We start from the raw sequence: 22,939 nt of genomic DNA, 5'->3' as shown, positions 1-22,939 counted from the left end.
CCCGAAGGGCCCTAACAGGACTCGAAAGGACATTCGTCATGACCACCATCACCCACCGTCCCGGCATGGGCCAGGCCGACACTCTCGGCAACGGCGCCGCCACCGCGGACCTGCTCGCCGCCGTCGGCTGGGAGAGCCACGAAACCCGTTCGGCGACCAGCATTCTCGTCGACCAGGGCTTCCAGCAGATCTCGACCACCGATGACGATCTCGTCGTCATGCCGCTGGCCGACGCGCTGGTCACCTACCCCTGGGTGCAGGACCTGGTGTTCGGGTTGATCGACCCGGAGCAGGACGAGACCCTGCGCCGGGCGTTCGAGTCCACCCGCACCCCGCTGGGCACCTTCACCTGGGTCAAGGACGGCGCGCACGTCGAGTTGCCGGCGCAGTCCTTCACCGTGATGACCGTTCCGCAGGAGCGTCAGTTCGTGCACGACATCACCGTCTACGGCGCCGGGTCGATCATCGATACCGTCAGCGGCTCGGCGGTCGCGCCGGGATTGACTCGCGGACACCACGTCTCGGTGTCCGAGACCTACGTCGGCGAGGGCGCACAGGTGCGGTCGATCAGCGTCGACCGGTGGGGACGCAATATGAAGGTGCACACCTACAATCGCACCCGCGTTGCCGCCGGGGCCTCGTTGAACACCGTCTCCGTGGCGGTGTCCGGGCTGCGCAAGCAGGTGGACGACTCGTTGGTCGAGGTCGGGGCGAACGCCTCGTGTATCGATCACTCGATCGTGCTCGCGCCGGAGGGCACCGAGCGGATCATCCGGTCGGTGGTCGACCTGGTGGCCGAGGGCGCGCGCACCGAGCAGGTCGCCCGCATGGTGTCCGACGGCGGCGTCATCCGCAACGACAGCGTGCTGGTCGGCTCGGCCCCCGGGGTGCGCGGCTTCCTGGAGTGTGACGGCCTGATGCTGCGCGATACCGGGCGGCTCGAGTCGGTGCCGGCCCTCGACGCGAAGGTCGACCGCGCCCAGCTCTCGCACGAGGCATCGGTGGGCATGGTCGACAACGAGCGGCTCGACTACCTGATGGCGACCGGGATGGACGAGGACTCCGCGCGCGACCTGATCGTGCAGGGCTTCCTCAACTTCGGTGACGACCGCATCCCCGCGTCGGTCCGCGAGACCGTCGAGCGCCTGATCGAGGCCGCCCGCGGCGCCGAGAAGATGTAGTCCCCACACGCGGCGTTGCACAGGACGTGCGGGAGAGCGACACCGAGGAGAATGGCTCCTCGGCTCATCTCTTCCACACGTCCTGTGCTCGTTCAGGGGGTGTACGGCGGGACCATCAGGTCGAACATGCCCCGCAGACAGTCGCGCATCGTCAGGTCCGACCGCGAAAGCCAATGCTCATGGGCGGCAACCGACGCCGCGGTGACAGCGTGGGCCACCGCCACCGGGTATCGGTCGTCCTGCGCCATCCCCAGTCGATCGGCCACGAATCTCCGCATCTCCGCTCGCCACTGCCGGTAGACGAGGTTGGCGCGCGCCTGGACCGCCGGCACCGACATGATCAACTCCGCTCGATGGCGCGCCCACTCGTCCTGATCGCGGCCGTGATCGAGTGCCGCGATGAACGCCGCGGTCACCGTCTCGGCGGGTGGGATCCCTCGCTCCGATCGCTCGAGCAGTTCCCGGAAGACCTCGAACTCGGCGTCGGACTCCACCCACACCACATCGGCCTTGGTGGGGAAGTACCGGAAGAACGTCCGTCGGCTGACGCCCGCGGCGGCAGCGATGTCCTCGACCGAGGTGTTGTCGAATCCGTTGGCGACAAAGAGCCGTTGGGCATGCGCGGCCAGTTCGTGCGCACTGGTGGTCGCCGGGCGGCCGCCGCGATCGATCGCGACCACGTCGGCATCGACCTGCTGCGCGGACTCGGATGGCTCGGCCATGGCGTCCATCATGCTCCCGTCCCGACGGGGTCGACCACGAAGCCCTGGCGTTATGTCACTGAGTGACATATCCTCGCCCTGAGATCTGGATCACAGGATCGGCAAGGAGATACGCACCATGGGCAAGTTGGAAGGCAAAGTCGCCTTCATCACCGGCGCGGCCCGCGGTCAGGGCCGCAGTCACGCCATCACCCTCGCCCGCGAGGGCGCGGACATCATCGCCGTCGATGTCAGCGAACAGATCGACACCGTCCCCTACCCGACCGCACGCCCGGGCGATATGGACGAGACGGTGCGCGCCGTCGAGGCCCTCGATCGCCGAATCATCGCTGCGGAGGCCGACGTTCGGGATCTGGCCGCGCTGACCCGGATCGCCGACGACGGTGCGTCACAACTCGGGCGCATCGACATCGTCCTGGCCAATGCGGGCATCAACTCGATGTCTCCCGCGCTGGAGATGGACGAGACCACCTGGCAGACGATGATCGACATCAACCTGACCGGGGTCTGGAAGACGATTCGGGCCGCCGCGCCGCATATCGTCGCCGGCGGCCGAGGCGGATCGGTGGTGATCACCAGTTCGCTGGCCGCGATGCACGCCAACGCCAATATCGCGCACTACTCCGCCGCGAAGGCGGGCCTGGTCGGCATGATGCAGGTCCTGACGATCGAGCTTGCACCACAGAGCATTCGGGTCAATACCGTGCACCCGACGACGGTCGCCACCGAGATGATCCTCAACGACTCCACCTATCGACTCTTCCGCCCCGACCTCGACAGCCCGACCCGTGCGGACTTCGAGGAGGCGGCGCGCACCCTCAATCGGCTGCCGATCTCGATGACGCAGCCGGAGGACATCTCGAACGCGGTGCTCTACCTCGTCTCCGACGACGGCCGCTACGTCACCGGAACGACGCATATCGTCGACGCCGGCGGACGCCTCTGAATCGAGCCGGAATCGGCTCATCACCTCTGCACGACAACCCTTTTCACTTCTTGGAGCACAATCATGGGTCTACTCGACGGCAAGACCGTTCTGATCACCGGCGGAGCCCGCGGCCAGGGCCGCGCACACGCGGTCACCTCCGCGCGTGAAGGTGCCGACGTCATCCTGCTCGACATCACCACCACCCTCGATTCGGTGGACTACCCCCTCGCCACCGCCGACGACATGGCCGAAACGGTCGCTCAGGTCGAAGCGCTCGACCGCCGCGCGCTGTCCTTCGACGCCGACGTACGCGATCAGGACCAACTCGACGAGGTGGTCCGCGCCGGTATCGCCGAGTTCGGCACGATCGACGTCCTGATCGCCAACGCCGGCATCTGGACGCGGGCACCGTTCTGGGAGATGACCGACGGCATGTGGCAGGACATGCTCGACGTCAACCTCACCGGGGTCTGGCGATCGGCAAAGGCGGTGACGCCGCACATGATCGAGCAGCAGAGCGGTTCGATCGTGATCACCTCGTCCGTCAACGGTTTGGAGCCCGGCGCCAACTACGCCCACTACGTCGCCACCAAGCACGCGGTGATCGGCCTGATGAAGAACATCGCCCTGGAGTTGGCGCCCTACGGCGTCCGATGTAATTCGATCAATCCGGGCGCGATCCTCACCCCGATGACCAATCAGCAGGGCGCGTACGACATGTTCGCCGGGCACGAGGGCGGCACCTACGACGACATGATCAATGGCGGCTACGGCTTTCACGCGCTGAAGGGGAATTCCTTCATGCCGCCCGAGGTGATCGCCAATACCGCTCTCTACCTGAATTCGGCACTGGCCGCCTCGGTGACCGGGGTGACCATTCCGGTGGACGCCGGACACCTGTTGCTGACCGGGGTGAACCCGGCGCCGGTGAAGTGACCGATCAGCGAACGGCGTCGGTGCCGACGGGCACCGGCGCCGGCGGCGGGACCGATCTCGCCGCGGTGCGGCGGCGGATCAGTACCGATGTGGTGGGTCGGGAACGCGAACTGGATCTGGTGCTCGCCGCGATCGCCGCGGGGCGCGATCTGATCCTCGAGGGGCCGCCCGGCACCTCGAAGAGCACCCTGCTGCGGGCGATCACCGGCCACTGGGGCATCCCTTTGGTGCTGGTCGAGGGGAACGCCGACCTCACGCCGAGCCGTCTGGTCGGCCACCACAACCCCTCCCGGGTCCTGCGCGAGGACTACAGCGCGGACAACTTCGTCGCGGGTCCCCTGGTCCAGGCGATGCGCGACGGCGGATTCCTGTACGTCGAGGAGTTCAACCGGGCGCCCGAGGACACGATCGACGTCCTGCTGACCGCGATGGCCGAGCGAGTGATCACGATCCCCCGCGTCGGCGTGGTGACCGCGGTCCCGAGTTTCCGCGTGGTCGCGTCGATGAATCCCTACGACAACGTCGGCACCACCCGGCTGTCGACGTCGGTCTACGACCGGATGTGTCGGCTGGTGGTCGACTATCAGCAGGTCGACGCCGAACAACGGATCGTCGCCCGCCGGGCGCCGGGAGCCGCCCCGCGGGTGGTGATCGATGCGGTGGCCGTCACCCGCGCCACCCGCGTTCGGGAGGACATCCGGCAGGGCAGCAGCGTTCGCGGGGCGATCGACCTGGCCCTGATCGTCGGGCAGCTCTGCGCGATGCGCGAGATTCCCATTCCGGGAGGCGACGCGCAGCAGCCGCCGAGGGATCTGCCGCAGGCCTATACCGCGACCTTCCTGGATGCGATGACGATCGCCCTGTCCGGCCGCATCCATCTCGACGATCTCGCCGCCGGCAACGCCGAGGCGGTGCTGACCGAGATCTGGCAGGACCACTTCCTGCTGAACCCCGCCGCCGCGGAGCCCGGTTGAAGATCGGTGGCGGCCGATTCGCCGATCACCCGACCGTCCGAGCAGCGGACGGGTCGACAGCGGTTGGCACCCCTGCGTCGGAAGCCGAAGCAGCTGACCGAGAGCCCGGATCTCTTCGTGCCCGGTGGTCGGGGCGGACTGGTCCTCGCCGGTAGTGATCGTTCGCGGCGGGGCGCCGCGCCGCCCGGGGCGGGTGGCGCGGGGCCGGGGATCACGGACGAGTCGGCCGAGGTGCAGGCCGCCGACGCCGCGCGTGCGGTGCAGACGGCGGCCCGCGCCCGCGCACACCGGATCGCCCGCACGCTGCTGTTGGCTCCACCTCGACTGCGCCGTCGGGCTCCGCGTGGCCCGTCCGGCACCCTGGTGACCCGGCGGTGGAGCGGCGACTCGGACGAGATCGATCTGGACGCCACCCTCGAGGTGCTCGCCGCCACGCCGCTGCCGGCCGACGAGGACATCCTGGTGCGCCGGCGGGTCCGGACGCGGCGCACCGTGGTGCTGGCCGTGGATGTCTCGGGGTCCAGCCGCGGCGAAAAGGTGTTGACCGCGGCCGCGACCGTTGGCGCCCTCGCCGGTGAACTCAGCCGGGACGCCGTCGGGGTCGTGGCGTTCTGGTCGGACGCGGCGATCATCCTGCGGCCGGGCGAGAAGCTCGAGCCGGAGCGGTTGATCGACGACCTGCTCGCGATGCCGACCGAGGGATTGACCAACGTGGCGTTCGCCCTGCGGACGTGCGGCGACCTGATCGGCCGCGCCTCGCCCGGCCGGGCGCGGATTCTGCTGCTCAGCGACTGCGTGCACAATGCCGGGCCCGATCCGCGCACCCTGCTCGCCGCCCTGCCCCGCCTGGACGTGCTGCTCGATGTGTCCGGTGAGCACGACCTCAATCTGGGCGGCGACCTCGCCCTCCTCGGCCGCGGTCGGTGCCGGCCGGTGCGGACCTTCCGGGACGTCGCCCCCGCTCTGCGTCGCATCTTCGCCGAGTAGCAGCTGCCGGGCCGGGAGGCTGTGCAACGGTCTTCCTCAACGCGAGGCCGAGGAGATAATCGTCGCGGCGGACCTGTGACGCGAATGGTTGCACACGCCACCCCAAAAAAAACCGCCCCTCACCCGGATCGGGTGAGGGGCGGTTGTGGCGGTGGCGGAGGGATTTGAACCCTCGGTGGGGGGTTACCCCACACACGCTTTCGAGGCGTGCTCCTTAGGCCGCTCGGACACGCCACCGTGTTCCACCATACAACCCGGCGCCCCGTGGACGAAATCGCCCTATTTGCGCAGGTCAGCGGTCGAGGGTGCGGTAGCGGCGGACCGCCAACGGTACGAACACGAGCAGCAGGGCGGCGGGCCAGAGGACCGCGAGCAGGTCGGCGTTGTCGACCGCCCAGGTACCGCCGGCCACCGTCGGGTTTCCGAACAGATCCCGCACGGCGGTCGCGGTCGACGACAGCGGGTTCCACTGGGCGATCGCACCCAACCACGGCGGCATGGTCGCCGGGTCGAGGAAGGCGGTCGACAGGAACCCGACCGGCCACACCAGGATCTGGATCGCGGTGACCGTCTCGGCTCCGGACGCGGCCAGGCCGAGGTAGATCCCCACCCACAGCAACGCCAGGCGCAGCCAGAGCAGCAGCAGGTACGCGACCAGCGCCGGTGCGAGCGCCTCCCATCGCCAGCCGAGCAGGAAGCCGGTGATCGACATCGTGATCAGCACGGCGACCGAGCCGGCCAGGTCGGCGAGCACCCGGCCGAAGAGGACCGATCCGGCGCTGATCGGGAGGGATCGGAAGCGGTCGGTGATCCCTTCGCGCAGATCACCGTTGACCGCGGTCATGGTCGATTCGAGCCCGAAGAGCATCGACAGGGCCAGCACCCCGGGGACCACGAAGGGGATGTAGTCGCCGGCGGATCCGGCGATCGCCCCGCCGAACATGCCGGCCATCATCAGCATGATCAGCACCGGGAAGAGCAGTTCGATCGCCAGCGCGAACGGTTGGGCGCGCCAGTGCCCGAAGGTGCGGCCGGCCAGCACGGCGGCGGTGCTCATCGGTCGCCCCCGATCGAGCCGGCCACACCGAGCGCCCCCGCCGAACCCGCCCCGGCCGACCCCGTCGAGCCCGAACCCGCCGAGCCGGGCACCGAGCCCGAACCCGTGCCCGAACCCGTGCCCGTGCCCGCCGAGGAGGATCCGGCGTGCAGGTGCAGGAAGACGTCGTCGAGGGTCGGTTGGCCGACCGACAGGTCGTCCGGTGGCAGCCCGTGGTCGGCGAGAAAGGCACAGACGGTGGCGATCTCGGCCGGGGCGGGAACGACGACCCGCAGCACCGAACCGCCCGGCGCCACGGTCGACCAACGCGCGTCGAGCAGGTGCGCCGCCCGGTCGCGCGCGGCTTCCCCGGCGAAGGTCAGATCGACCCAACCGGACCCCACCCGGGCCTTGAGCTGGTCGGGGGTGCCGTCGGCGACCGCCACCCCGTCGCGCAGCATGACGATCCGGTCCGCCAGTCGGTCGGCTTCCTCCAGATACTGCGTGGTCAGCAGGATCGTGGCCCCCTCGGCGACCAGCCGGGCGATCGCCTCCCAGACGATGATCCGCGCCTCGGGGTCGAGCCCGGTGGTCGGCTCGTCGACCATCAGCACCGGCGGCGAGGTGACCAGGCCGGCCGCCAGGTCGAGCCGCCGCCGCATCCCGCCCGAGTAGGTGCCGACGATCCGGTCGGCCGCGTCCACCAGATCGAACCTGTCGAGCAACTCGTCGCTGCGCCGCTTGGCGGCGGCCCGGTCGAGGCCGGCGAGCCGGGCGATCATGCGCAGGTTGGTTCGCCCGCTCAGCTTCTCGTCGAGCGCGGCGTGCTGGCCGATCAGGCCGATCGACCGGCGCACATCGGCCGCCGCCGTCCGCACGTCGAACCCGGCCACCGCCGCCGTTCCCGCGTCGAAGCGCAGCAGGGTGCTCAGGATGCGAATGGCGGTGGTCTTGCCCGCACCGTTTCGTCCGAGGAGCGCGCATACCGTCCCCTCGGCGACCTCCAGATCCAGCCCGTCCAGGGCCGCGCGGTCGGCCCCTCGGTACCGCTTGACGACTCCCCGCATGTCGATCGCCGACATCCAGCCTCCTCATCCGTCTCGAACCGTACGATGTACCGTACGTCGTACGATCGAGGAGTGCAACCAGGATGTCGGCGCCACGACGCCGGGCGGAAAGATGCGGTTATGGCCAAAGCGAAGGTGGGCGACCCCGGACGACTGGTCGGGCTGCTCTGGCAACCGCCCGAACGCCCCGGTCGCAGCGGGCTGAGCGTGCCGCGCATCGTCGACGCGGCGATCGCGCTGGCCGACGCGGAGGGCATCGACGCGGTGACGATCCGGGCGGTCGCCGAACACCTCGGTACCGGGGCGATGTCGCTCTACACCCACGTACCGGGCAAGCCCGAGTTGCTCGAGTTGATGGTCGATCGGACCGCGGCCGATACCTATGCCGACCGCACCGTCCCCGGCGAGCAGCCGACCTGGCAGGACGGCATCCGCCATATCGCCGTCGGCAATTGGGACAACACCCTCGCGCACCCCTGGCTGACCGATATCCCGCCGGGCCGACCGGTGCCGGGGCCCGGCATCTGCGACAAGTACGAACTCGAACTGGCCCCGCTCGCCGATATCGGGCTGTCCGATGTCGACGTCGATCTGACCCTGACGACGGTGCTGGGACTGGCCGGTTCGGCGGCCGCCCGGCAGATCGGCCTGGACCGGGTGCGGGAGCTCAGCGGGCAGGACGATCCGTTGTGGTGGGAGACCGTGGGGCCGCTGTTGGCGTCGGCCGTCGCGCGCCGCAGCTATCCCCTGTCCGGTCGGATCGGTACCGCGGCGTCGATGGAGTACAACGCCTCCGAGGATCCGCGACGCACCCTGAACCGGGGTATCGAACTGCTGATTCGCGGCATCGAACAGGACGTGGGCTGACCGCGCTCGAGTGTCGACTCGGCCGAGTCACCACCGGATGTCGGCGGTCGACTCCACGCGTCGGCTCGCTTCGGGCCACTCGGTGAGATCGGCCTCGCCGACCACCGGCGCGAACCGCACGCCCGTGCGGTCTTCGAGCTGCGCGATCGGAACCTGGAAGAGTCGGAACGCGTCGAGGTCGAACGCTTCGAGTCCGTCGAGGTTCTGGGTCAGCAGGAACGCCCGCGCCCGCAGGGTGCCGTCGACGACGTAGGTGATCACCTTCCAGAAGTCCACCGGGATCTGCACATCCCGGTAGACCCGATCGTCGGCGTCGAAGACGGGCCCACCGAAGACGCTGACGGCGAGGTCGTCGACCTCCACATCGCTCAGGACGGCGTCCTCGAGCCGACCCCACAGGCCCGCTTGGGCGCTCTGGTTGAAGGTGTCCATCTGCGGCGCGATGTTGGTGTAGTAGAACGAATCCCGGTTGGCCGCGTCGACATCGGCGGCCGATCCCCACAGCAGGTCCGCCCGGCGGGCGATGTGCCCGCGGTCGAGGCGGTTGTTCCGATAGAGCTCGTTGCCGACCTGCGCGGACGCGGCGAAGCGCGGGTCGAGGCGGAACTCGAGGCCCTCGCGCGGCGCGTCCCGCAAGGTTGCGCCGTCGATATTCCAGGCGACCCAGGCCGCCAGCCGGCGGGACGCGCGCAGCGCCAGCGAGAAGTGGGTGTAGTCCGCCACCGACAGCCCCTCGGTGGTCATTGCGATGTCCGGCTGCAGGGTGGGGGACATCGTCGGCAGATCCACGGTGACGCCGAGGAATGTCGGTGCGTAGCCGAGCGATTCGGCCGCTGTGTCGATCGCTTCGCGGGTCGGCGAGGTCTCGGAGCTCGGGGGGATGGTCACGGCAACGTCCTCTCCGGTGAACGGCTCGCGGAAGCCCGAGGGGGATCGGGCCGGTACGTCGTCCGCTGCGAGCCGCTGATCCCATGGTGCGCGGGCGGAGCGGCGCGGTCACCGGGGTACCCGGATGGCGCCGAGCCGGATACCTGCCCGCTCAGCCGTGGCGGCGGGACTCGAAGAAGTCGACCAACAGTCGGGCGCATTCCGGTTCGAGAACCCCGGCCTGCACTTGGGGGCGGTAGGTCAGCCGCCGGTCGCGCACGACGTCCCAGAGCGAGCCGACCGCACCGGTCTTGGGCTCCCAGGCCCCGAAGATCACCCGTTCGACCCGGGCGGCGACCAGCGCGCCGGCGCACATCGTGCACGGTTCCAAGGTGACGACGAGGGTGGTGCCGCCCAGCCGCCAACCGTCGCCGTGGACCCGCGCGGCGGCCCGCAGGGCGAGCACCTCCGCATGGGCGGTCGGGTCGCCCGACGCCTCGCGCAGGTTGGTGGCGGCAGCGAGTTCACGGCCGTCGGCATCGACGACGATCGCGCCCACCGGCACCTCGTCCGGCGGCGACGCGGCGGCGACCTCGAGCGCCCGACGCATCAGCCGCTCGGGGTCGCCCGCTCCGGTCATGCCTACCGTCAGCGCGGCAGCCGATCGAGCACCGCGGCGAGCTGATCGGCGAACCCACAGCGCTGGGCGATCGAACCGAGCTGCTCATCCGGGTAGAGGTCGGTGTCGGCGACGATCACGCTGAGCACCGGCTCGGGCAGGCCCAGATCCGACAGGATCCCGGCGTCGCCCTCCTCCCACGGATCGATGTCGTCGAGGTCGTCCGGGTCGATATCGGGGACCTCGATATTGAGCGCGTCGAGGACCTCGGCGGCGATGTCGTAGTCGAGGGCCGCGGTGGCGTCCGACAGCAGCAGGCGGGTACCGGCGGGGGCGGGGCGCACGATCACGAAGAACTCGTCGTCGACGTCGAGCAGCCCGAACACGGCACCCGCGCTGCGCAGTTCCCGCAGTTCGGTCTCGGCCGCGGCCAGACTCGACAGCGCCGTCGCACTCATCGCCGTGCACTTCCATTTGCCGTCTTCGCGAACGACCGCGATGCCGAACCCTTCCAGGTCGTCATCGCGCTCGGCGCTGCGTGACGTCCCTCGCTGTTGAGCCATGACGCAACGGTAGTCGGCCCCGTGCGCACGGTAGAAGTCCAGGCCACCCTCGCGGCGACAGCAGGCCCCGCGGGCGCCGGTTGGACCCATCGCTCGGTGGCGATGCGGCGGTATGCAAACGCGTCCGACGGGCATATGCGACCCTCAGGCGATGAGCCGCATCGACACCACCCCCCTCCCGCCGGTCTGCATTCTCGGGCTGGGCCTGATCGGTGGATCGTTGCTGCGGGCGGTGCGCCGCAACGGCCATGCCGGGTACGGCTGGAATCGTTCGCAGGCCGCCGTGCACCGGGCTCGCGAGCGGGGGTACGACGTGCGATCGGACCTGGACGCGATCCTGACCCGCGCCGAGACCGAGGGCGCTCTGATCGTCGTCGCGGTGCCGATGCCCGCGGTCGAGGAGATCTTCGCGCGGATCGCGAAGGTCGCGCCGAGTTGTCCGGTCACCGATGTCGTCAGCGTCAAGGGACCGGTCGCGGCCGCCGCGGCCCGGCAGGGGCTGTCCGATCGTTTTGTCGGTGGCCACCCGATGGCCGGTACGGCGCATTCCGGGTGGGACGCGGGCGACGCCGACCTCTTCGACGGAGCGGTCTGGGTGGTCGCGGACGATCCCGGCGCCGACCCGCGGGTGCGGGCCCTGGTCGAACAACTCGCCGGCGAATGCGGCGCGACGGTGATCGCGGCGGGGTCGGTCGAGCACGACGCGGCGGTCGCCCGCATCTCGCATCTGCCACACCTGCTCGCCGAGGCGCTGGCGATCGTCGGCGCGCAGGACGACCTGGCCGCGCGGCTGGCGGCGGGCTCGTTCCGCGATGGCACCCGGGTCGCGGGCACCGCGCCCGCGCTGGTGCGGGCGATGTGCGAGGCGAACGCGACCGCGTTGGTGACCGCCCTGGACGAGGCGGTGGACCTGCTGTCCGCGGCGCGTCTGGCGTTGGTCGAGGACGGCTCGACCGAGGCCCTGGTCGAGGCCGGTTACGCCGCCCATCAGCGGATCGCCCGGGTGCGCGCGGGCGATGCGCCTCCGGCGCCGACCGCGTCGTAACCTCCCCGCCCGGCGCCGTTCCCCACGCCGGGCGTGCCGAGGCGATCGGACCGTGGGTAAGGTTAGCCTTACGTTCAATCATCGATTTGCTCGCGCGCTGACCACGTCGCGCGTCCCGGCGGATCTCCCAGCCGACCTGCCCGGCTGGAAAGGGGACATCAATGGCCCGCAGAGGCTTCCAGGGCGCGGTGCTGCGCACCTTCGGCGCGCGTGACCACCTGGCGACGGTGACCGACATCGAACGGATCGCCCCGCACTTCCAACGGGTGCGGTTCGCCTGTGCCGACATCTTCGAGGATCTGTCGCCCGGCCCGACCGCGTGGCTGCGCTTCTGGTTCCCGGACCCCGACGGCTCCGATACCGAACACCAGCGGGCCTACACCCTCGTCGAGCACGACGAGTCGGGCGGGAGCTTCGCGGTGGACTTCGTCCTGCACGAGCCGGCGGGCCCGGCCTCGTCGTGGGCGGTGCGCACCGAAGTCGGGTGGACGGTGCCGGTGATGGCGCTCGGGTCGCGGCCGTTCGAGGTGCCGGAGGAGTTGCCGGCCGGCTACCTGTTGATCGGCGACTCGGCGTCCACCCCGGCGATCAACGGGGTGCTCTCCGTGCTGCCGGAGACCGTGCCGGTCGAGGTCTACCTCGAACAGCACCATCAGGACGACCCGCTGATTCCGATCCAGCACCACCCGCGGCTGCGGCTGCACCGGGTCCCGCGACAGGATGCGGGGTCCCTGGCGGCGGCGATCGAGGCGCGCGACTGGTCCGACTGGTACGCCTGGGCGACGCCGGAGTCGGCATCGCTGAAGTCGGTGCGGGCGCGGCTGAAGGACTTCGGCTTCCCCAAGACCGAGGTTCACCAACAGGCCTATTGGATCCACGGCAAGGCGATGGGCAAGCGGCGCGGCGATGCCGAGCCGACGGCCGACGAGCCGCAGGCGACACCCATCGCCGACGCCTCGTCCCCCGCCGGCCTCCCATCCGCTGTCGACGCCGCCCCCACCGAGACCCCGTCGCCGGTCGATACGCCCGCGGCGGGCACCCCGCCGTCGCTCCCGTCGATATCGCCGGTCCCGGACTCCGAATCAGCCGCCACACCGGCCGGCCCCGCAACGATCGACCCCGTACCGACCGGCTCTGTACCGGCGGCCGCAAGCGCGCGACCGGCCGGACGCTGGCGATCCCAGGCCGGAGCTCGACTGCTCTCCCCGCTGCGCCCGACGCTGATCGTCGCCGGCGTCCTGCAGGCGATCGTCACCATCCTGCAGTTGGCCCCGTTCGTGGTACTGGTCGAGTTGGCACGGCGTCTGCTCGCCGGCGCCGAGGCGGCGCAGCTGTGGCCGCTCGGACTGTGGGCGGTCGGCCTGCTCGGCGCTGCAGCCGTGCTCGAATCGGCACTGTTGTTGTGGCTGCACGCCGTCGACGCCCGCTTCGGACGGGATCTGCGCCGCAGGTTGCTCGACAAGATGGCCCGGCTGCCGCTCGGCTGGTTCACCACCCGCGGTTCCGGCGGCGTCAAACAGCTCGTTCAGGACGACACCCTGTCGCTGCACTACCTGGTGACCCATGCGGTGACCGACGCGGTGGCCGCGGTGCTGACCCCGCTGTTGGTGCTGATCTATCTATTCACCGTGGACTGGAAACTGGCTCTGCTGCTGCTGGTTCCGGTGCTGGTCTACGTGCTGACCACCTACACGATGGTCATCCGCTCGGGCGCGAAGATCCAGCTCGCGCAGCGCTGGGCGACCCGGATGAACGGCGAGGCCGCCGGCTACCTCGAGGGTCAACCGGTCGTGCGGGTCTTCGGAGGCGCCGCCGCGTCGTCCTTCCGTCGCCGGCTCGACGCCTACATCGCCTTCCTGGACGACTGGCAGCGCCCCTTCGTCACCCACAAGACGGTGATGGACATCGCCACCCGGCCGGCGACCTTCCTGTGGCTGCTGGTCGGTGTCGGCACGCTGCGGATCATCGGCGGCGGACTCGACCCGGTGGACCTGCTGCCGTTCCTGTTGCTCGGCACCACCTTCGGTGCCCGGCTGCTCGGCATCGCCTACGGGCTCGGCGGGGTCCGCGAGGGCACCACCGCCGCGCGCACCTTGCAGGTCGCCCTCGACGAGGCCGAGCTCGAGACCCGTCCCGCCGATACTGCGACCACCTCCGGCGGCACCGGACGGGTGGTGTTCGACAACGTCACCTTCGGATACCGCCCCGATGTACCGGTGTTGACCGATATCTCACTGACTCTGGAGCCGGGCACCGTGACCGCGCTGGTCGGGCCGTCCGGGTCCGGCAAGTCGACGCTGGCAAGCCTGCCGGCGCGCTTCCACGACCCCGGCGCCGGGACGATCCACATCGACGGCCGCGATATCCGCGAGCTGACCGCCGACGAGCTGTATGCCCGCGTCGGTTTCGTCTTCCAGGACGCCCGGTTGGTCGCCGGGACCGTGCGCGAGAACATCGCGCTCGCCGCGCCGGAGGCGACGGACGCCGATGTCGAACGAGCCGCCCGCGCCGCACAGATCCACGATCGGATCCTGCGGATGCCGCACGGCTACGACACCCCGCTCGACGGGGCCTCGACCCTGTCCGGCGGCGAGCGCCAACGGTTGACGATCGCCCGCGCGATCCTGGCCGATACCCCGATCCTGATCCTCGACGAAGCGACCGCCTTCGCCGACCCGGAGTCCGAGTACCAGGTGCAGCGGGCGCTGAGCAGCCTCGCGGAGGGCCGCACGGTCCTGGTGATCGCCCACCGGCTGCACACGATCACCGGTGCCGATCGCATCGTCGTGCTCGACGAGGGGCGCATCGCGGAGTCGGGAACGCACGAGAGCCTGCTGGCCGCCGATGGCCGCTATCGCCAACTGTGGGAGGCGATCCCCGTCGAACAGGTGGTCGGCTCGACCGCCGAGGAGGTCTCCCGATGATCCGCACGGTGTGGAATCTGTTGCCCGCCGGCAGCCGCGGTCGAGCGGTGACCTACGGCGTCCTGTCGGTGCTGTCGGTGGTGCTGCGCGCCGCCGGTGTCGTTGCGCTGGTCCCCTTGATCGGGGCGCTGTTCACCGATGCGCCCGGCGACGCGCTGCCCTGGTTGGGGGTGTTGACGGCCTGCACGCTGCTCGGGTGGGTGGTCGACGCGCGGACCGCGACGATCGGCTTCGATCTGGGCTTCACCCTGCTCGATACCGCGCAGCATGCGGTGGCCGACCGTCTCGGCCGGGTGCCGATGGGGTGGTTCACCGCCCCGAATACCGCGAAGGCCCGGCAGACGATCGCCGCCAGCGGCCCGCAGTTGGTGCAGTTGTTCGCCTACCTGTTGACCCCGTTGATTCAGGCGGTCTTGGTGCCGGTGGCAATCGGTCTGGCCCTGCTGGCGGTGTCGTGGCCGCTCGGTCTGGTCGCGCTGGCCGGAGTGCCGCTGCTGCTCGGCGCGCTGTGGGCGTCCGGACGGCTGACCGCGAACGCCGATGCCGCCGCGTCGGAGGCGAATGCGGCGTTGACCGAGCGGGTGATCGAGTTCGCCCGCACCCAGCAGGCGCTGCGGGCGGCGCGGCGGGTGGAGCCGGAGCGCAGCCACGCCGGGGCCGCCCTGGACGCCCAGCACGGCCGCACGATGCGGCTGTTGCTGCTGCAGATCCCGGGGCAGATCCTGTTCAGCGTCGTCACCCAGATCGCGTTGATCGCGCTGGCGGTGACCACCGTCGTGCTCACGGTGCGCGGGTCGTTGACCATCCCGGAGGCGATCGCGTTGATCGTCGTGATCGTCCGTTATCTCGAACCGTTTGCCGCGCTCGGCGATCTCGCGCCGGGCGTGCAGGCCACCGCCGGCACCCTCGCCGGGTTCCAGGCGGTGCTCGACGCGTCGGATGCGTCCGAGGCCAACCCCTCGGACACCCCGATCACGGGAGGCGCGGCGCCGGCGGTCGAACTGCGGGATGTCACCTTCGGCTACGGCGACGACGCCCCGGTCCTCGATGGACTGTCGGTGACCTTTGCCCCCGGATCGACCACCGCGATCGTCGGGCCCTCCGGCGCCGGCAAGTCGACGGTGCTCGGGCTGATCGCCGGGCTGACCCGCCCCGGCAACGGGACCGTGCTGATCGACGGGCAGTCGACCGACGCGGCCGCACATCCGGCGGTGAGCATGGTCTTCCAGCACCCGTATCTCTTCGCGGGCACCATCCGCGAGAACGTCGCTGTCGGCGATCCGTCGGCCGACCCGCAGCGGTTCGACGAGGCGCTGGGCCGGGCCCGCGTCGACGAGATCGTCTCGCGGCTGCCGGACGGCCTCGATGCGCAGGTCGGCGAGGCGGGGTCGGCGCTCTCGGGTGGTGAACGGCAGCGGGTGTCGATCGCGCGTGCCCTGCTCAAGCCGGCGCCGATCCTGCTGATCGACGAGGCGACCAGCGCCCTGGACACCGAGAACGAGGCCGCGGTGGTCGCCGCTCTCGACGACGACCGCGTCGCCCGCACCACCGTGGTGGTCGCCCATCGGCTCGAGACGATCCGCGGGGTCGATCGGGTGCTGTTCCTGCGCGACGGCGGGATCGTCGAGGACGGTTCGGTGGCGCAGTTGTTGGACGCGGGCGGCGAGTTCGCCGAGTTCTGGCGGCAGCGGGTCGACGCCGCCGGCTGGCGGATCGGACCGATCGCCACCGCCGACTGACATGCCCTAGCGTTGAGGCATGGAGACCTGGTCGCTGGGACCCGAAGACGGCACGTTGACCCTCCGCACCGGAGTGGCCGGTCGTGCCGCTCGGATGGGCCATCGCCTCACCCTTGCTCCGCAGTCCTGGTCGGCGACGGTCGACTGGGTGGACGACCGTCCCGCCGCGGTGCGGCTGACGGTGGATGTCGACTCGCTACAGGTCGAATCCGGTGAGGGCGGCGTCACCCCGCTGACCGGCGCCGAGAAGGCCGTCGCCCGTGGCAATGCGCTCAAGACCCTCAACGGGTCGACGTTCCCGACCGTCGAATTCCACGCCGATTCGGTGACCCCCGACGACGACGGCTACCGCCTAGCGGGGACGGTCACCATCCACGGCTCGACCCGGCCGATCGAACTCGCGGTAACCGTCACCCGAATCGACGGCGCCTGGCAGATCGACGGCGAGGCGATCATCGAGCAGACCGCGTTCGGGATCAAACCCTTCTCGATGATGATGGGCGCGATGAAGGTGGCCGACGCGGTGACCGTCACCCTCTCGGCGACGGTCACCGGAACCGACTGAGCGCGCCACCGCCGGCCGAGTGAGCGCGGCGGCAGCGCCCGGATTCAGCGGCGGGTGGCCAACCCCGGGTAGTCGATGATGAAGCCATCCGAATCGACGGTGACCAGGTTCGTCCCCACCGGCGAGCTGACCTCGACGGTGCCGTCTCCGACGTTGCGGTAGCTGATCTCGACCGACTCGACGCGCCCGGACAGCGGCCACACGTAGGCCACCGGCAGCACGATCGTCTCGGTGGTCTCCAGCACGCCCGCCCGGCGGATCGCCAGCGTGTTGAACAGCGGGCTGGAGATCATGTCGACGTCGAGCGCACCGCCGAGCTGCGAACGCTCGGGCTCCTCGCCGCCGCCGATCAGCCAGTACCCCTGGGAGTCGAGGCTCAGCGACAGTTGCCGGTCACCGTGGGAGGCGGTGGTCAGATTGATCGACAACCGCTTGGATACCCCGGCATCATCGGTGACCAGATCGTAGGAGGCACCGAAGGCCTCCTTGCTGTCCGTCGCCCGCACGATGAGCCGGCCGGTCACCTTCAACCGATTCCCGGTGAGCTGAACGCGGGCGGATTCCATGCGCGAACCATCCGGGCCGATCCAGGTGAGAATCCTGGGCCATCCCGCATCGCCCGCAGATCCCTCGCCCGTCGTTCCGGGGGCGGCCGCTGTCTCCGATGCTGCTGAAGTCACCAGTTAACGGTAAAGGACAATGTCGCGTTCCGATCGAATCCGACGGTATTGCTCTGCCGGAACCGTCCGATACGCAGGTGCGGACCCCGCCCGACCGGCCCGATGCGCACAAAAAAGCCAGCGAACAATGGTGCCGGAAATCATAGGAACCGCGGATACCGCTTATCGATCACATGCCGGCCTCCGGCGGCCGCAGGCGGTGGCGGCTCGTGTCCGGGCCGGCGCTGTCGGTGGGAACCAGTAACGTCCTGTTTCGGCCACAACGGGTGGTCGCCGGGCCGCCCGATCATCGGATGGTCGCGTTGGGCGGCTGCGCGGGAGCGGTCGGGTTCGGGTAGCTGCGTTCGGGTGGTTGCGTTCGAGTGTCTGAGGAGGTCGGTCCGGTGTCCGGTGGTCGCATGGTCGGGCTCTTCGCGGGCATCGGCGGCCTCGAGGCGGGGCTGGCCGCACACGGCTGGCGGGCCGAACTGCTGTGCGAGGTCGATCCGGGCGCCCGCGCCGTCCTGGGCGCGCATTTCCCGGATCTGCAGCAACACGATGACGTGCGCACCCTGCGCGCCCTGCCCGCCGGCACCGAACTGGTCGCCGCCGGCTTCCCCTGCCAGGACCTCTCTCAGGCCGGTAGGACGGCCGGGATCACCGGCGAGCGCTCCGGCCTGGTCGACGAGGTCTTCCGGTTGATCACCCGCCGTCGCGGGCCACGCTGGCTGGTCATCGAGAACGTGCCGTTCATGCTGCAACTCGGCCGCGGCGCCGCGATGCGGCACATCACCGATGCGCTGACCCAGCTCGGCTACTCCTGGGCCTATCGGGTGGTCGACGCGCGCGCCTTCGGGCTGCCGCAGCGCCGCCGCCGTGTGCTGATGCTCGCCTCCCGCACCGAGGACCCGCGCGAGGTGCTCTTCGGTACCGAGGCCGATACCCCGGAGACGGCCGATCCCGCGACGGTGCCGTGCGGTTTCTACTGGACCGAGGGGGTGCGCGGGCTCGGCTGGGCGGTCAACGCCGTGCCGACCCTCAAGGGTGGTTCCACCATCGGTATCGCCAGCCCACCGGCGGTGCTGACGCCGTCCGGGGAGGTGCTCACCCCCGGCATTACCGACGCCGAACGGCTTCAAGGGTTCGCACCAGGCTGGACCGCCCCGGCGGTCGAACTCGCCGGGGTTCGACCCGGGCATCGGTGGAAGCTGGTGGGCAACGCGGTCAGCGTGCGGATGGCGTCGTGGGTCGGCGAGCGCCTCGCCGACCCGATCCCCTACGACGAGACGAACGACGTGCCGTTGTTGCCGGGGCAGGCGTGGCCCACGGCCGCGTGGGGGCGCGGCGGCACGGTCCATCGGGTGACGGCGAGCGCGTGGCCGGTCACCGAGCCGTACCAGGACGTCGCCGGCTTCCTCGAGGAGGCGAGCCTGCTGTCGCCGCGGGCCACCGCCGGCTTCCTGCGTCGGGCGCGCAGCGGATCGTTGCGTTTCCAGCCGGGCTTCCTCGACGCGGTCGAGGCGCATCTGGTGCGGATGGGCGGCGCGGTCGAACGCGTCGCATGAGGCGACACCACCGGACGGTTCGTCCCGGTTGCGGGCCCGGAGGCATCGTTCGGGCGAGGATGGTCGGGCGATGAACGACGGCCTCTTCCCCCTCCCCCAGCCCCGACACCTGTCGGCGGCCCTGCGCGCGGCCGGGGTACGCCCCTCCGCCGAGGCCGACCGGTCGGACAAGAAGAACTACGCGCAGCGGCTGTCGAACCAGCTGGCCCGCACGATCGCCGACGGGCTGCGCGGGCGGTACCCGACGATCACCCCCGATGCGGTCGGCCGCGGGCAGGAGGCGGCCGTCGACGTCGCCAAGGGGCGCAAGCGGCTCGACGTCAAGGCGATCGACCCGATCCTGGGCCTGGTGCTGTGCGTATCGATCAAGACGTACAGCTTCCAGGACTACAGCCCGTCGAGCGGCAAGCTCGGTCGCTGGACGAAGAACATCGTGCGCAACGACCATGAACTGCGCGGCGAGTCGATGGTGCTGCACCAGCGGCAGCCGTACAGCGTCCTGGTCGGGGTGCTGTTCACCCCGTACGCCGCCTGCGAGGACGGCGATCCCCGGCAGAGCAGCGACGTCGGCAAGTCGTCGTTCGCCCACCAGGTGACCACGCTGGCCAAGCGCGCCGGGCGCGGGAAGCGACCGGTACACGGGCTGCCCGACAAGGCGTGGGTGGACATCGGTGCCGAGGACAACCGGCACGATCTGTTCGAGCGCGTCTTCATCGGCCTCTACGAACCGGACGGCCCCGATATGGGCGCGGTGCGCTTCTTCGACGTCGAGAACGCTCCGCCGCGCAACGGCCGCCCGACCGAGGCGGCCACCCTCGCCTTCCCCGAGTTCCTCACCGCCGTGCACGAGGAGGTGGTGCGCCGCAACCGCTTCGCCCCCACCTGGTCGGACACCGACGACGACGAGGACTGAGCCCAATAACTCGAATACGCGTCCTGAGCCGATAGAACTCGCACCAAGGGCGGGGCGTTCAGTCACACATGGCCGAGACGCCTCTCCGGACTGCAATCGCGGCCACTATCAATGCCAACGCCTTTTCCTCTGCAGCAAAGGCGCCAAGTGCACCCAAAACAGCTGCCACGTCGTCCGGGAAGTCACCTGACAAATGTCGAGCCACTCCTGACGAACATATTTGTTGGCGGAACGATTCAAATCTGCCCTCGAACCACTCCTTACCAAAGCGGGCTTTCTCTTCGGAGTCCTCGCCGCCGATCCCTAACCCTTCGCCAAGGAGTTCTCCGCCCAACATGGAGAACAGACCATCCATCGCGAGAGGCTCCAAATCGGACACGGAGACGATATCGCTCACAGAACCTTACCTTTCAATGCTTGCCCTACCACACCTGCAACGAGCCCGGAGATCACATCAGTAATCTCATGCGTCGAATCCTTTAGTTCATCTATGCGGTTGAACGTTGGGGTAGCCGATATGAGCTTCGTGAGGGTAAAGTACGACAATGGGTAGTTAGCATCCGTCAGTCTGCTATCCTGCAACCCCAGAGTCAGTAGGGCATCAGAAACCGCACCCTTATTCAGACTATTCAAGGCGTCCATCAGCGTTTCAATTTCGATTCGTTCGATATCTTCGGCTACTGATGCAGGATAGTCCGTACACAAGCCTTCTATCTTGCGTCCAACGTCCAGACAGGAGAGAGAAATAGCACGGTCAAGGCCTTCTATCATCCGTATATATCCTGGCTGCTTCGCAGAAGTCTTGAATGCCTTCGATTCCTCCAAGCTTCGCCAATTCGATTCCGGCATCGACGACTCTGTGGCCGCCGCCTGCCCAGCCATGTTAACAACACCCCATAACATAGCTGTAACCCCGGAGGAATCCCGAATCGCCGCATGATCGAACAGTCTCTTAATGCGGGAATCGACTGCCGGATGCGTTTCAGGCGGCCTAACGAAGAGCGGGGCAGAGGATAAAGCAACCGCCAACAATCCCATAACCGAGCCGAGCAGAGCTATCCCTCTCTCCTCACCGCGACCCTCAACCATACGAGCGAGGACATCGAATGCGAACAAGTCCGCTTCAAACTCCTGCTCATGAAGGCCCATCCGTTCAGCATCACCGGAAGCGTTGAAAGTGTTCAGCGAATGCTCAAGAACCGCATGCCCGACTTCGTGCGCCAATATGAAGATGGTTCCTAGAATCCTCAGATTTCCATGGTTGATAGTCGCGCGAAATCCGAGGCGCGTTCCGATTTGAGGCGAAATTCCGAAATACCGCTGATTGAGCAGTCGGTACCGCAGAGCGCTTCCACCCGCCTTCACGATGGGCGTGAAGCTGTGGTCTGACTGGAACCGGAGAACCTCTCTCGCCATTTTTACAGAAGAAACCAGCCTGGAGCGGCTCAACGATCTCGACCAGACTAAATTTAGATCGCAAAGATACCCGACCAGCGAAAATATGCCATCAGACATCCTGATCAAATAGCTGCCGTCCGGCATAATTTCCGTGACAGCCGTGGCAGTGTCCCTGTAGCTGAACCCGACAGTCACGATACCCGAACGCTGCTCATCCGAAATACCGGCAATATCTCCGATCTCATGAAAGATCGACCTGATTGATTCCTCCATCAGCCGCATGATCGAATCGGGATCGGAAAAGTCGCCGAAAGTAGAACGAAGTCGTTTTCCTTGAAAGCGCCCATTATTCAACGAGGCAATAACCTCCAACCCCAGATCGGACGACTTCAATAGTTCAACTTCAGCCCGTCTACCCGTCAGTAGGACGCTCCGCCGGCGCCCAGCCGCGCAACGAGGGTCACCGTAGTATTCGTCGCTCACCCACATGCCAATCACTAGGGTTTCATTCCTGCGCCGCGATGCTATATCCTGGCACGCTATTTCCAGCCCAGCGCACCGGTCGTTGTCGAGACTAGCCTGGAACGGCAACACAGGCGACAATGACAGGCGTGCCGACACCTTCGGGACCGACGACGGACGCGGCGACCAGCGCGCGCATGTCCCGGCAGCGCACCCGCGATACCGCGCCCGAGGTGGCGCTGCGTCGGCAGTTGCACCGCATGGGTCTGCGCTATTTTGTCGACCGGGCACCGCTGCGGACGCTGCGTCGCAAGGCGGACGTCGTCTTTCCGCGGCTGCGCATCGCGGTCTACGTGGACGGCTGCTTCTGGCATTCCTGCCCCGAGCATGCGACGTTCCCGCGCAACAACGCGCAGTGGTGGGCGGACAAGCTCGCCGGCAATGTCGCGCGCGACCGCGATACCGATCGGGTCCTGCGTGAGGCGGGCTGGACCGTCGTGCGTATCTGGGAGCACACCGACGCCGACCAGGCGGCCGCCGAAGTTGTCGCGGCGGTCCGATCGGTCCGGAACCCGTCCCCGACCCCGGACCGCTGACCCCGGCGCGCTGACTCCCAACCTCTGACCTCGGACCGCCGACCCCCGCGCACGCTCCCCCGGCCCTCGCCACCGGACCCGCGGAAGTGACACCTTCTTCGATCGAACCGCAGAAACCGTCACTCTCCCAGCGCCTGCGGCCGGGGTCGGGCGGGGCCGCCGCCTCCGGGCCCGCCGAAGTGACACTTTCTTCGATCCAGGCGCAGAAATCGTCACTCCCGCAGTGCCTGAGGCCCGGGGGCGCGGGGCCGCGCGCTGGGCGGGGCCGGGCGGGCCGCAGGCAGGGCGGGGCCGGGCGCCAGTGCCAGGTGCGCGGGCGCCGGGAC

General features: G+C 69.0%; 22 protein-coding genes and 1 tRNA gene. 13 read left to right on the top strand and 10 right to left on the bottom strand.

Annotated features, from left to right (window positions below; all coding sequences use genetic code 11):
* The first annotated feature begins 38 nt into the window (after window positions 1–38).
* Window positions 39–1,181: a SufD family Fe-S cluster assembly protein gene (locus MB1_RS12595; protein ID WP_066907540.1), complete on the top strand. Its 1,143-nt coding sequence runs from the start codon at window positions 39–41 to the stop codon at window positions 1,179–1,181.
* A gap of 92 nt (window positions 1,182–1,273) precedes the next feature.
* Here the strand turns inward: MB1_RS12595 and MB1_RS12590 are convergent, their stop codons facing one another.
* A complete protein-coding gene (locus MB1_RS12590) occupies window positions 1,274–1,903 on the bottom strand; it encodes an acyl-CoA-like ligand-binding transcription factor (protein ID WP_066907965.1) in 630 nt (209 codons plus the stop codon).
* A 118-nt stretch (window positions 1,904–2,021) separates the two neighbouring features.
* On the opposite strand from MB1_RS12590, the gene MB1_RS12585 reads away from it, so the two are divergent.
* From MB1_RS12585 to MB1_RS12570, 4 genes are all read left to right on the top strand, one after another.
* Window positions 2,022–2,849 carry a mycofactocin-coupled SDR family oxidoreductase gene (locus MB1_RS12585; protein ID WP_066907537.1) on the top strand — a complete coding sequence of 276 codons (828 nt, stop codon included), beginning with the start codon at window positions 2,022–2,024 and terminating at the stop codon, window positions 2,847–2,849.
* 63 nt (window positions 2,850–2,912) lie between these two features.
* Window positions 2,913–3,767, top strand: a complete 855-nt coding sequence (locus MB1_RS12580; protein ID WP_066907535.1) for a mycofactocin-coupled SDR family oxidoreductase — start codon at window positions 2,913–2,915, stop codon at window positions 3,765–3,767.
* Window positions 3,764–4,741, top strand: a complete 978-nt coding sequence (locus tag MB1_RS12575; protein ID WP_439646942.1) for an AAA family ATPase — start codon at window positions 3,764–3,766, stop codon at window positions 4,739–4,741. Before MB1_RS12580 ends, MB1_RS12575 begins: the two co-directional genes overlap by 4 nt.
* A 6-nt stretch (window positions 4,742–4,747) precedes the next feature.
* On the top strand, window positions 4,748–5,728 hold the full coding sequence (locus tag MB1_RS12570) for a vWA domain-containing protein (RefSeq protein ID WP_369406867.1): 981 nt from the start codon (window positions 4,748–4,750) through the stop codon (window positions 5,726–5,728).
* Between the two features lie 146 nt (window positions 5,729–5,874).
* Here the strand turns inward: MB1_RS12570 and MB1_RS12565 are convergent.
* From MB1_RS12565 to MB1_RS12555, 3 genes are all read right to left on the bottom strand, one after another.
* A tRNA-Ser gene (locus MB1_RS12565) sits at window positions 5,875–5,965 on the bottom strand.
* A 55-nt stretch (window positions 5,966–6,020) separates the two neighbouring features.
* Window positions 6,021–6,785, bottom strand: coding sequence for an ABC transporter permease (locus MB1_RS12560; RefSeq protein ID WP_066907532.1), 765 nt, complete (start codon window positions 6,783–6,785; stop codon window positions 6,021–6,023).
* A complete protein-coding gene (locus tag MB1_RS12555; protein WP_066907529.1) occupies window positions 6,782–7,846 on the bottom strand; it encodes an ABC transporter ATP-binding protein in 1,065 nt (354 codons plus the stop codon). The genes MB1_RS12560 and MB1_RS12555 overlap by 4 nt, the downstream gene beginning before the upstream one ends.
* 105 nt (window positions 7,847–7,951) lie before the next feature.
* Here MB1_RS12555 and MB1_RS12550 point away from each other — a divergent pair, with 105 nt between their 5' ends.
* On the top strand, window positions 7,952–8,698 hold the full coding sequence (locus tag MB1_RS12550) for a TetR/AcrR family transcriptional regulator (protein ID WP_066907526.1): 747 nt from the start codon (window positions 7,952–7,954) through the stop codon (window positions 8,696–8,698).
* 27 nt (window positions 8,699–8,725) lie between these two features.
* Here MB1_RS12550 and MB1_RS12545 read toward each other — a convergent pair whose 3' ends face one another.
* The 3 genes from MB1_RS12545 to MB1_RS12535 form a co-directional block, all read right to left on the bottom strand.
* A complete protein-coding gene (locus tag MB1_RS12545) occupies window positions 8,726–9,586 on the bottom strand; it encodes a DNA/RNA non-specific endonuclease (protein WP_245650165.1) in 861 nt (286 codons plus the stop codon).
* 151 nt (window positions 9,587–9,737) lie between these two features.
* Window positions 9,738–10,205 (bottom strand): nucleoside deaminase, encoded by a 468-nt coding sequence (locus tag MB1_RS12540; RefSeq protein ID WP_066907523.1) that lies wholly within the window; start codon window positions 10,203–10,205, stop codon window positions 9,738–9,740.
* Window positions 10,206–10,213: 8 nt separating this feature from the next.
* Window positions 10,214–10,747 (bottom strand): tRNA adenosine deaminase-associated protein, encoded by a 534-nt coding sequence (locus MB1_RS12535; protein WP_066907520.1) that lies wholly within the window; start codon window positions 10,745–10,747, stop codon window positions 10,214–10,216.
* A gap of 151 nt (window positions 10,748–10,898) precedes the next feature.
* Here MB1_RS12535 and MB1_RS12530 point away from each other — a divergent pair, with 151 nt between their 5' ends.
* The 4 genes from MB1_RS12530 to MB1_RS12515 all read left to right on the top strand — a co-directional run bounded on the left by MB1_RS12530 (window position 10,899) and on the right by MB1_RS12515 (window position 17,020).
* Window positions 10,899–11,792, top strand: coding sequence for a prephenate dehydrogenase (locus MB1_RS12530; protein ID WP_066907517.1), 894 nt, complete (start codon window positions 10,899–10,901; stop codon window positions 11,790–11,792).
* 161 nt (window positions 11,793–11,953) lie between these two features.
* Window positions 11,954–14,716 carry an ATP-binding cassette domain-containing protein gene (locus MB1_RS12525; RefSeq protein ID WP_066907514.1) on the top strand — a complete coding sequence of 921 codons (2,763 nt, stop codon included), beginning with the start codon at window positions 11,954–11,956 and terminating at the stop codon, window positions 14,714–14,716.
* Complete coding sequence (locus tag MB1_RS12520) at window positions 14,713–16,455, top strand: ABC transporter ATP-binding protein (RefSeq protein WP_066907511.1); 1,743 nt, start codon at window positions 14,713–14,715, stop codon at window positions 16,453–16,455. The genes MB1_RS12525 and MB1_RS12520 overlap by 4 nt, the downstream gene beginning before the upstream one ends.
* 19 nt (window positions 16,456–16,474) lie before the next feature.
* Complete coding sequence (locus tag MB1_RS12515) at window positions 16,475–17,020, top strand: YceI family protein (protein WP_066907508.1); 546 nt, start codon at window positions 16,475–16,477, stop codon at window positions 17,018–17,020.
* 44 nt (window positions 17,021–17,064) lie between these two features.
* On the opposite strand, the gene MB1_RS12510 is transcribed toward MB1_RS12515, so the two are convergent.
* Window positions 17,065–17,700 (bottom strand): putative glycolipid-binding domain-containing protein, encoded by a 636-nt coding sequence (locus tag MB1_RS12510; protein ID WP_369406866.1) that lies wholly within the window; start codon window positions 17,698–17,700, stop codon window positions 17,065–17,067.
* A gap of 398 nt (window positions 17,701–18,098) precedes the next feature.
* Here MB1_RS12510 and MB1_RS12505 point away from each other — a divergent pair, with 398 nt between their 5' ends.
* Window positions 18,099–19,244, top strand: a complete 1,146-nt coding sequence (locus MB1_RS12505) for a DNA cytosine methyltransferase (protein WP_066907502.1) — start codon at window positions 18,099–18,101, stop codon at window positions 19,242–19,244.
* A 70-nt stretch (window positions 19,245–19,314) separates the two neighbouring features.
* A complete protein-coding gene (locus MB1_RS12500; protein WP_066907500.1) occupies window positions 19,315–20,157 on the top strand; it encodes a hypothetical protein in 843 nt (280 codons plus the stop codon).
* Between the two features lie 58 nt (window positions 20,158–20,215).
* On the opposite strand, the gene MB1_RS25640 is transcribed toward MB1_RS12500, so the two are convergent.
* A complete protein-coding gene (locus MB1_RS25640; RefSeq protein ID WP_157084048.1) occupies window positions 20,216–20,554 on the bottom strand; it encodes a hypothetical protein in 339 nt (112 codons plus the stop codon).
* Window positions 20,551–21,927: a phage exclusion protein Lit family protein gene (locus MB1_RS25635; RefSeq protein WP_169801650.1), complete on the bottom strand. Its 1,377-nt coding sequence runs from the start codon at window positions 21,925–21,927 to the stop codon at window positions 20,551–20,553. Before MB1_RS25635 ends, MB1_RS25640 begins: the two co-directional genes overlap by 4 nt.
* A 239-nt stretch (window positions 21,928–22,166) precedes the next feature.
* On the opposite strand from MB1_RS25635, the gene MB1_RS12495 reads away from it, so the two are divergent.
* Complete coding sequence (locus MB1_RS12495) at window positions 22,167–22,613, top strand: very short patch repair endonuclease (protein ID WP_281190025.1); 447 nt, start codon at window positions 22,167–22,169, stop codon at window positions 22,611–22,613.
* Window positions 22,614–22,939: the final 326 nt, after the last annotated feature.

The sequence above is a fragment of the Millisia brevis NBRC 105863 genome (genome assembly GCF_001552615.1).
In the GTDB taxonomy this organism is placed as follows: domain Bacteria; phylum Actinomycetota; class Actinomycetes; order Mycobacteriales; family Mycobacteriaceae; genus Millisia; species Millisia brevis.
This window is presented reverse-complemented; position numbering and strand designations above follow the sequence as displayed.

Bases quoted from the DNA above. Each gene is read 5' to 3' on its own strand.
- MB1_RS12595 (WP_066907540.1), top strand. From the start codon at position 39: ATGACCACCATCACCCACCGTCCCGGCATGGGCCAGGCCGACACTCTC.
- MB1_RS12590 (WP_066907965.1), bottom strand. From the start codon at position 1,903: ATGGCCGAGCCATCCGAGTCCGCGCAGCAGGTCGATGCCGACGTGGTC.
- MB1_RS12585 (WP_066907537.1), top strand. From the start codon at position 2,022: ATGGGCAAGTTGGAAGGCAAAGTCGCCTTCATCACCGGCGCGGCCCGC.
- MB1_RS12580 (WP_066907535.1), top strand. From the start codon at position 2,913: ATGGGTCTACTCGACGGCAAGACCGTTCTGATCACCGGCGGAGCCCGC.
- MB1_RS12560 (WP_066907532.1), bottom strand. From the start codon at position 6,785: ATGAGCACCGCCGCCGTGCTGGCCGGCCGCACCTTCGGGCACTGGCGC.
- MB1_RS12555 (WP_066907529.1), bottom strand. From the start codon at position 7,846: ATGTCGGCGATCGACATGCGGGGAGTCGTCAAGCGGTACCGAGGGGCC.
- MB1_RS12550 (WP_066907526.1), top strand. From the start codon at position 7,952: ATGGCCAAAGCGAAGGTGGGCGACCCCGGACGACTGGTCGGGCTGCTC.
- MB1_RS12540 (WP_066907523.1), bottom strand. From the start codon at position 10,205: ATGACCGGAGCGGGCGACCCCGAGCGGCTGATGCGTCGGGCGCTCGAG.
- MB1_RS12535 (WP_066907520.1), bottom strand. From the start codon at position 10,747: ATGGCTCAACAGCGAGGGACGTCACGCAGCGCCGAGCGCGATGACGAC.
- MB1_RS12530 (WP_066907517.1), top strand. From the start codon at position 10,899: ATGAGCCGCATCGACACCACCCCCCTCCCGCCGGTCTGCATTCTCGGG.
- MB1_RS12525 (WP_066907514.1), top strand. From the start codon at position 11,954: ATGGCCCGCAGAGGCTTCCAGGGCGCGGTGCTGCGCACCTTCGGCGCG.
- MB1_RS12520 (WP_066907511.1), top strand. From the start codon at position 14,713: ATGATCCGCACGGTGTGGAATCTGTTGCCCGCCGGCAGCCGCGGTCGA.
- MB1_RS12515 (WP_066907508.1), top strand. From the start codon at position 16,475: ATGGAGACCTGGTCGCTGGGACCCGAAGACGGCACGTTGACCCTCCGC.
- MB1_RS12505 (WP_066907502.1), top strand. From the start codon at position 18,099: ATGGTCGGGCTCTTCGCGGGCATCGGCGGCCTCGAGGCGGGGCTGGCC.
- MB1_RS12500 (WP_066907500.1), top strand. From the start codon at position 19,315: ATGAACGACGGCCTCTTCCCCCTCCCCCAGCCCCGACACCTGTCGGCG.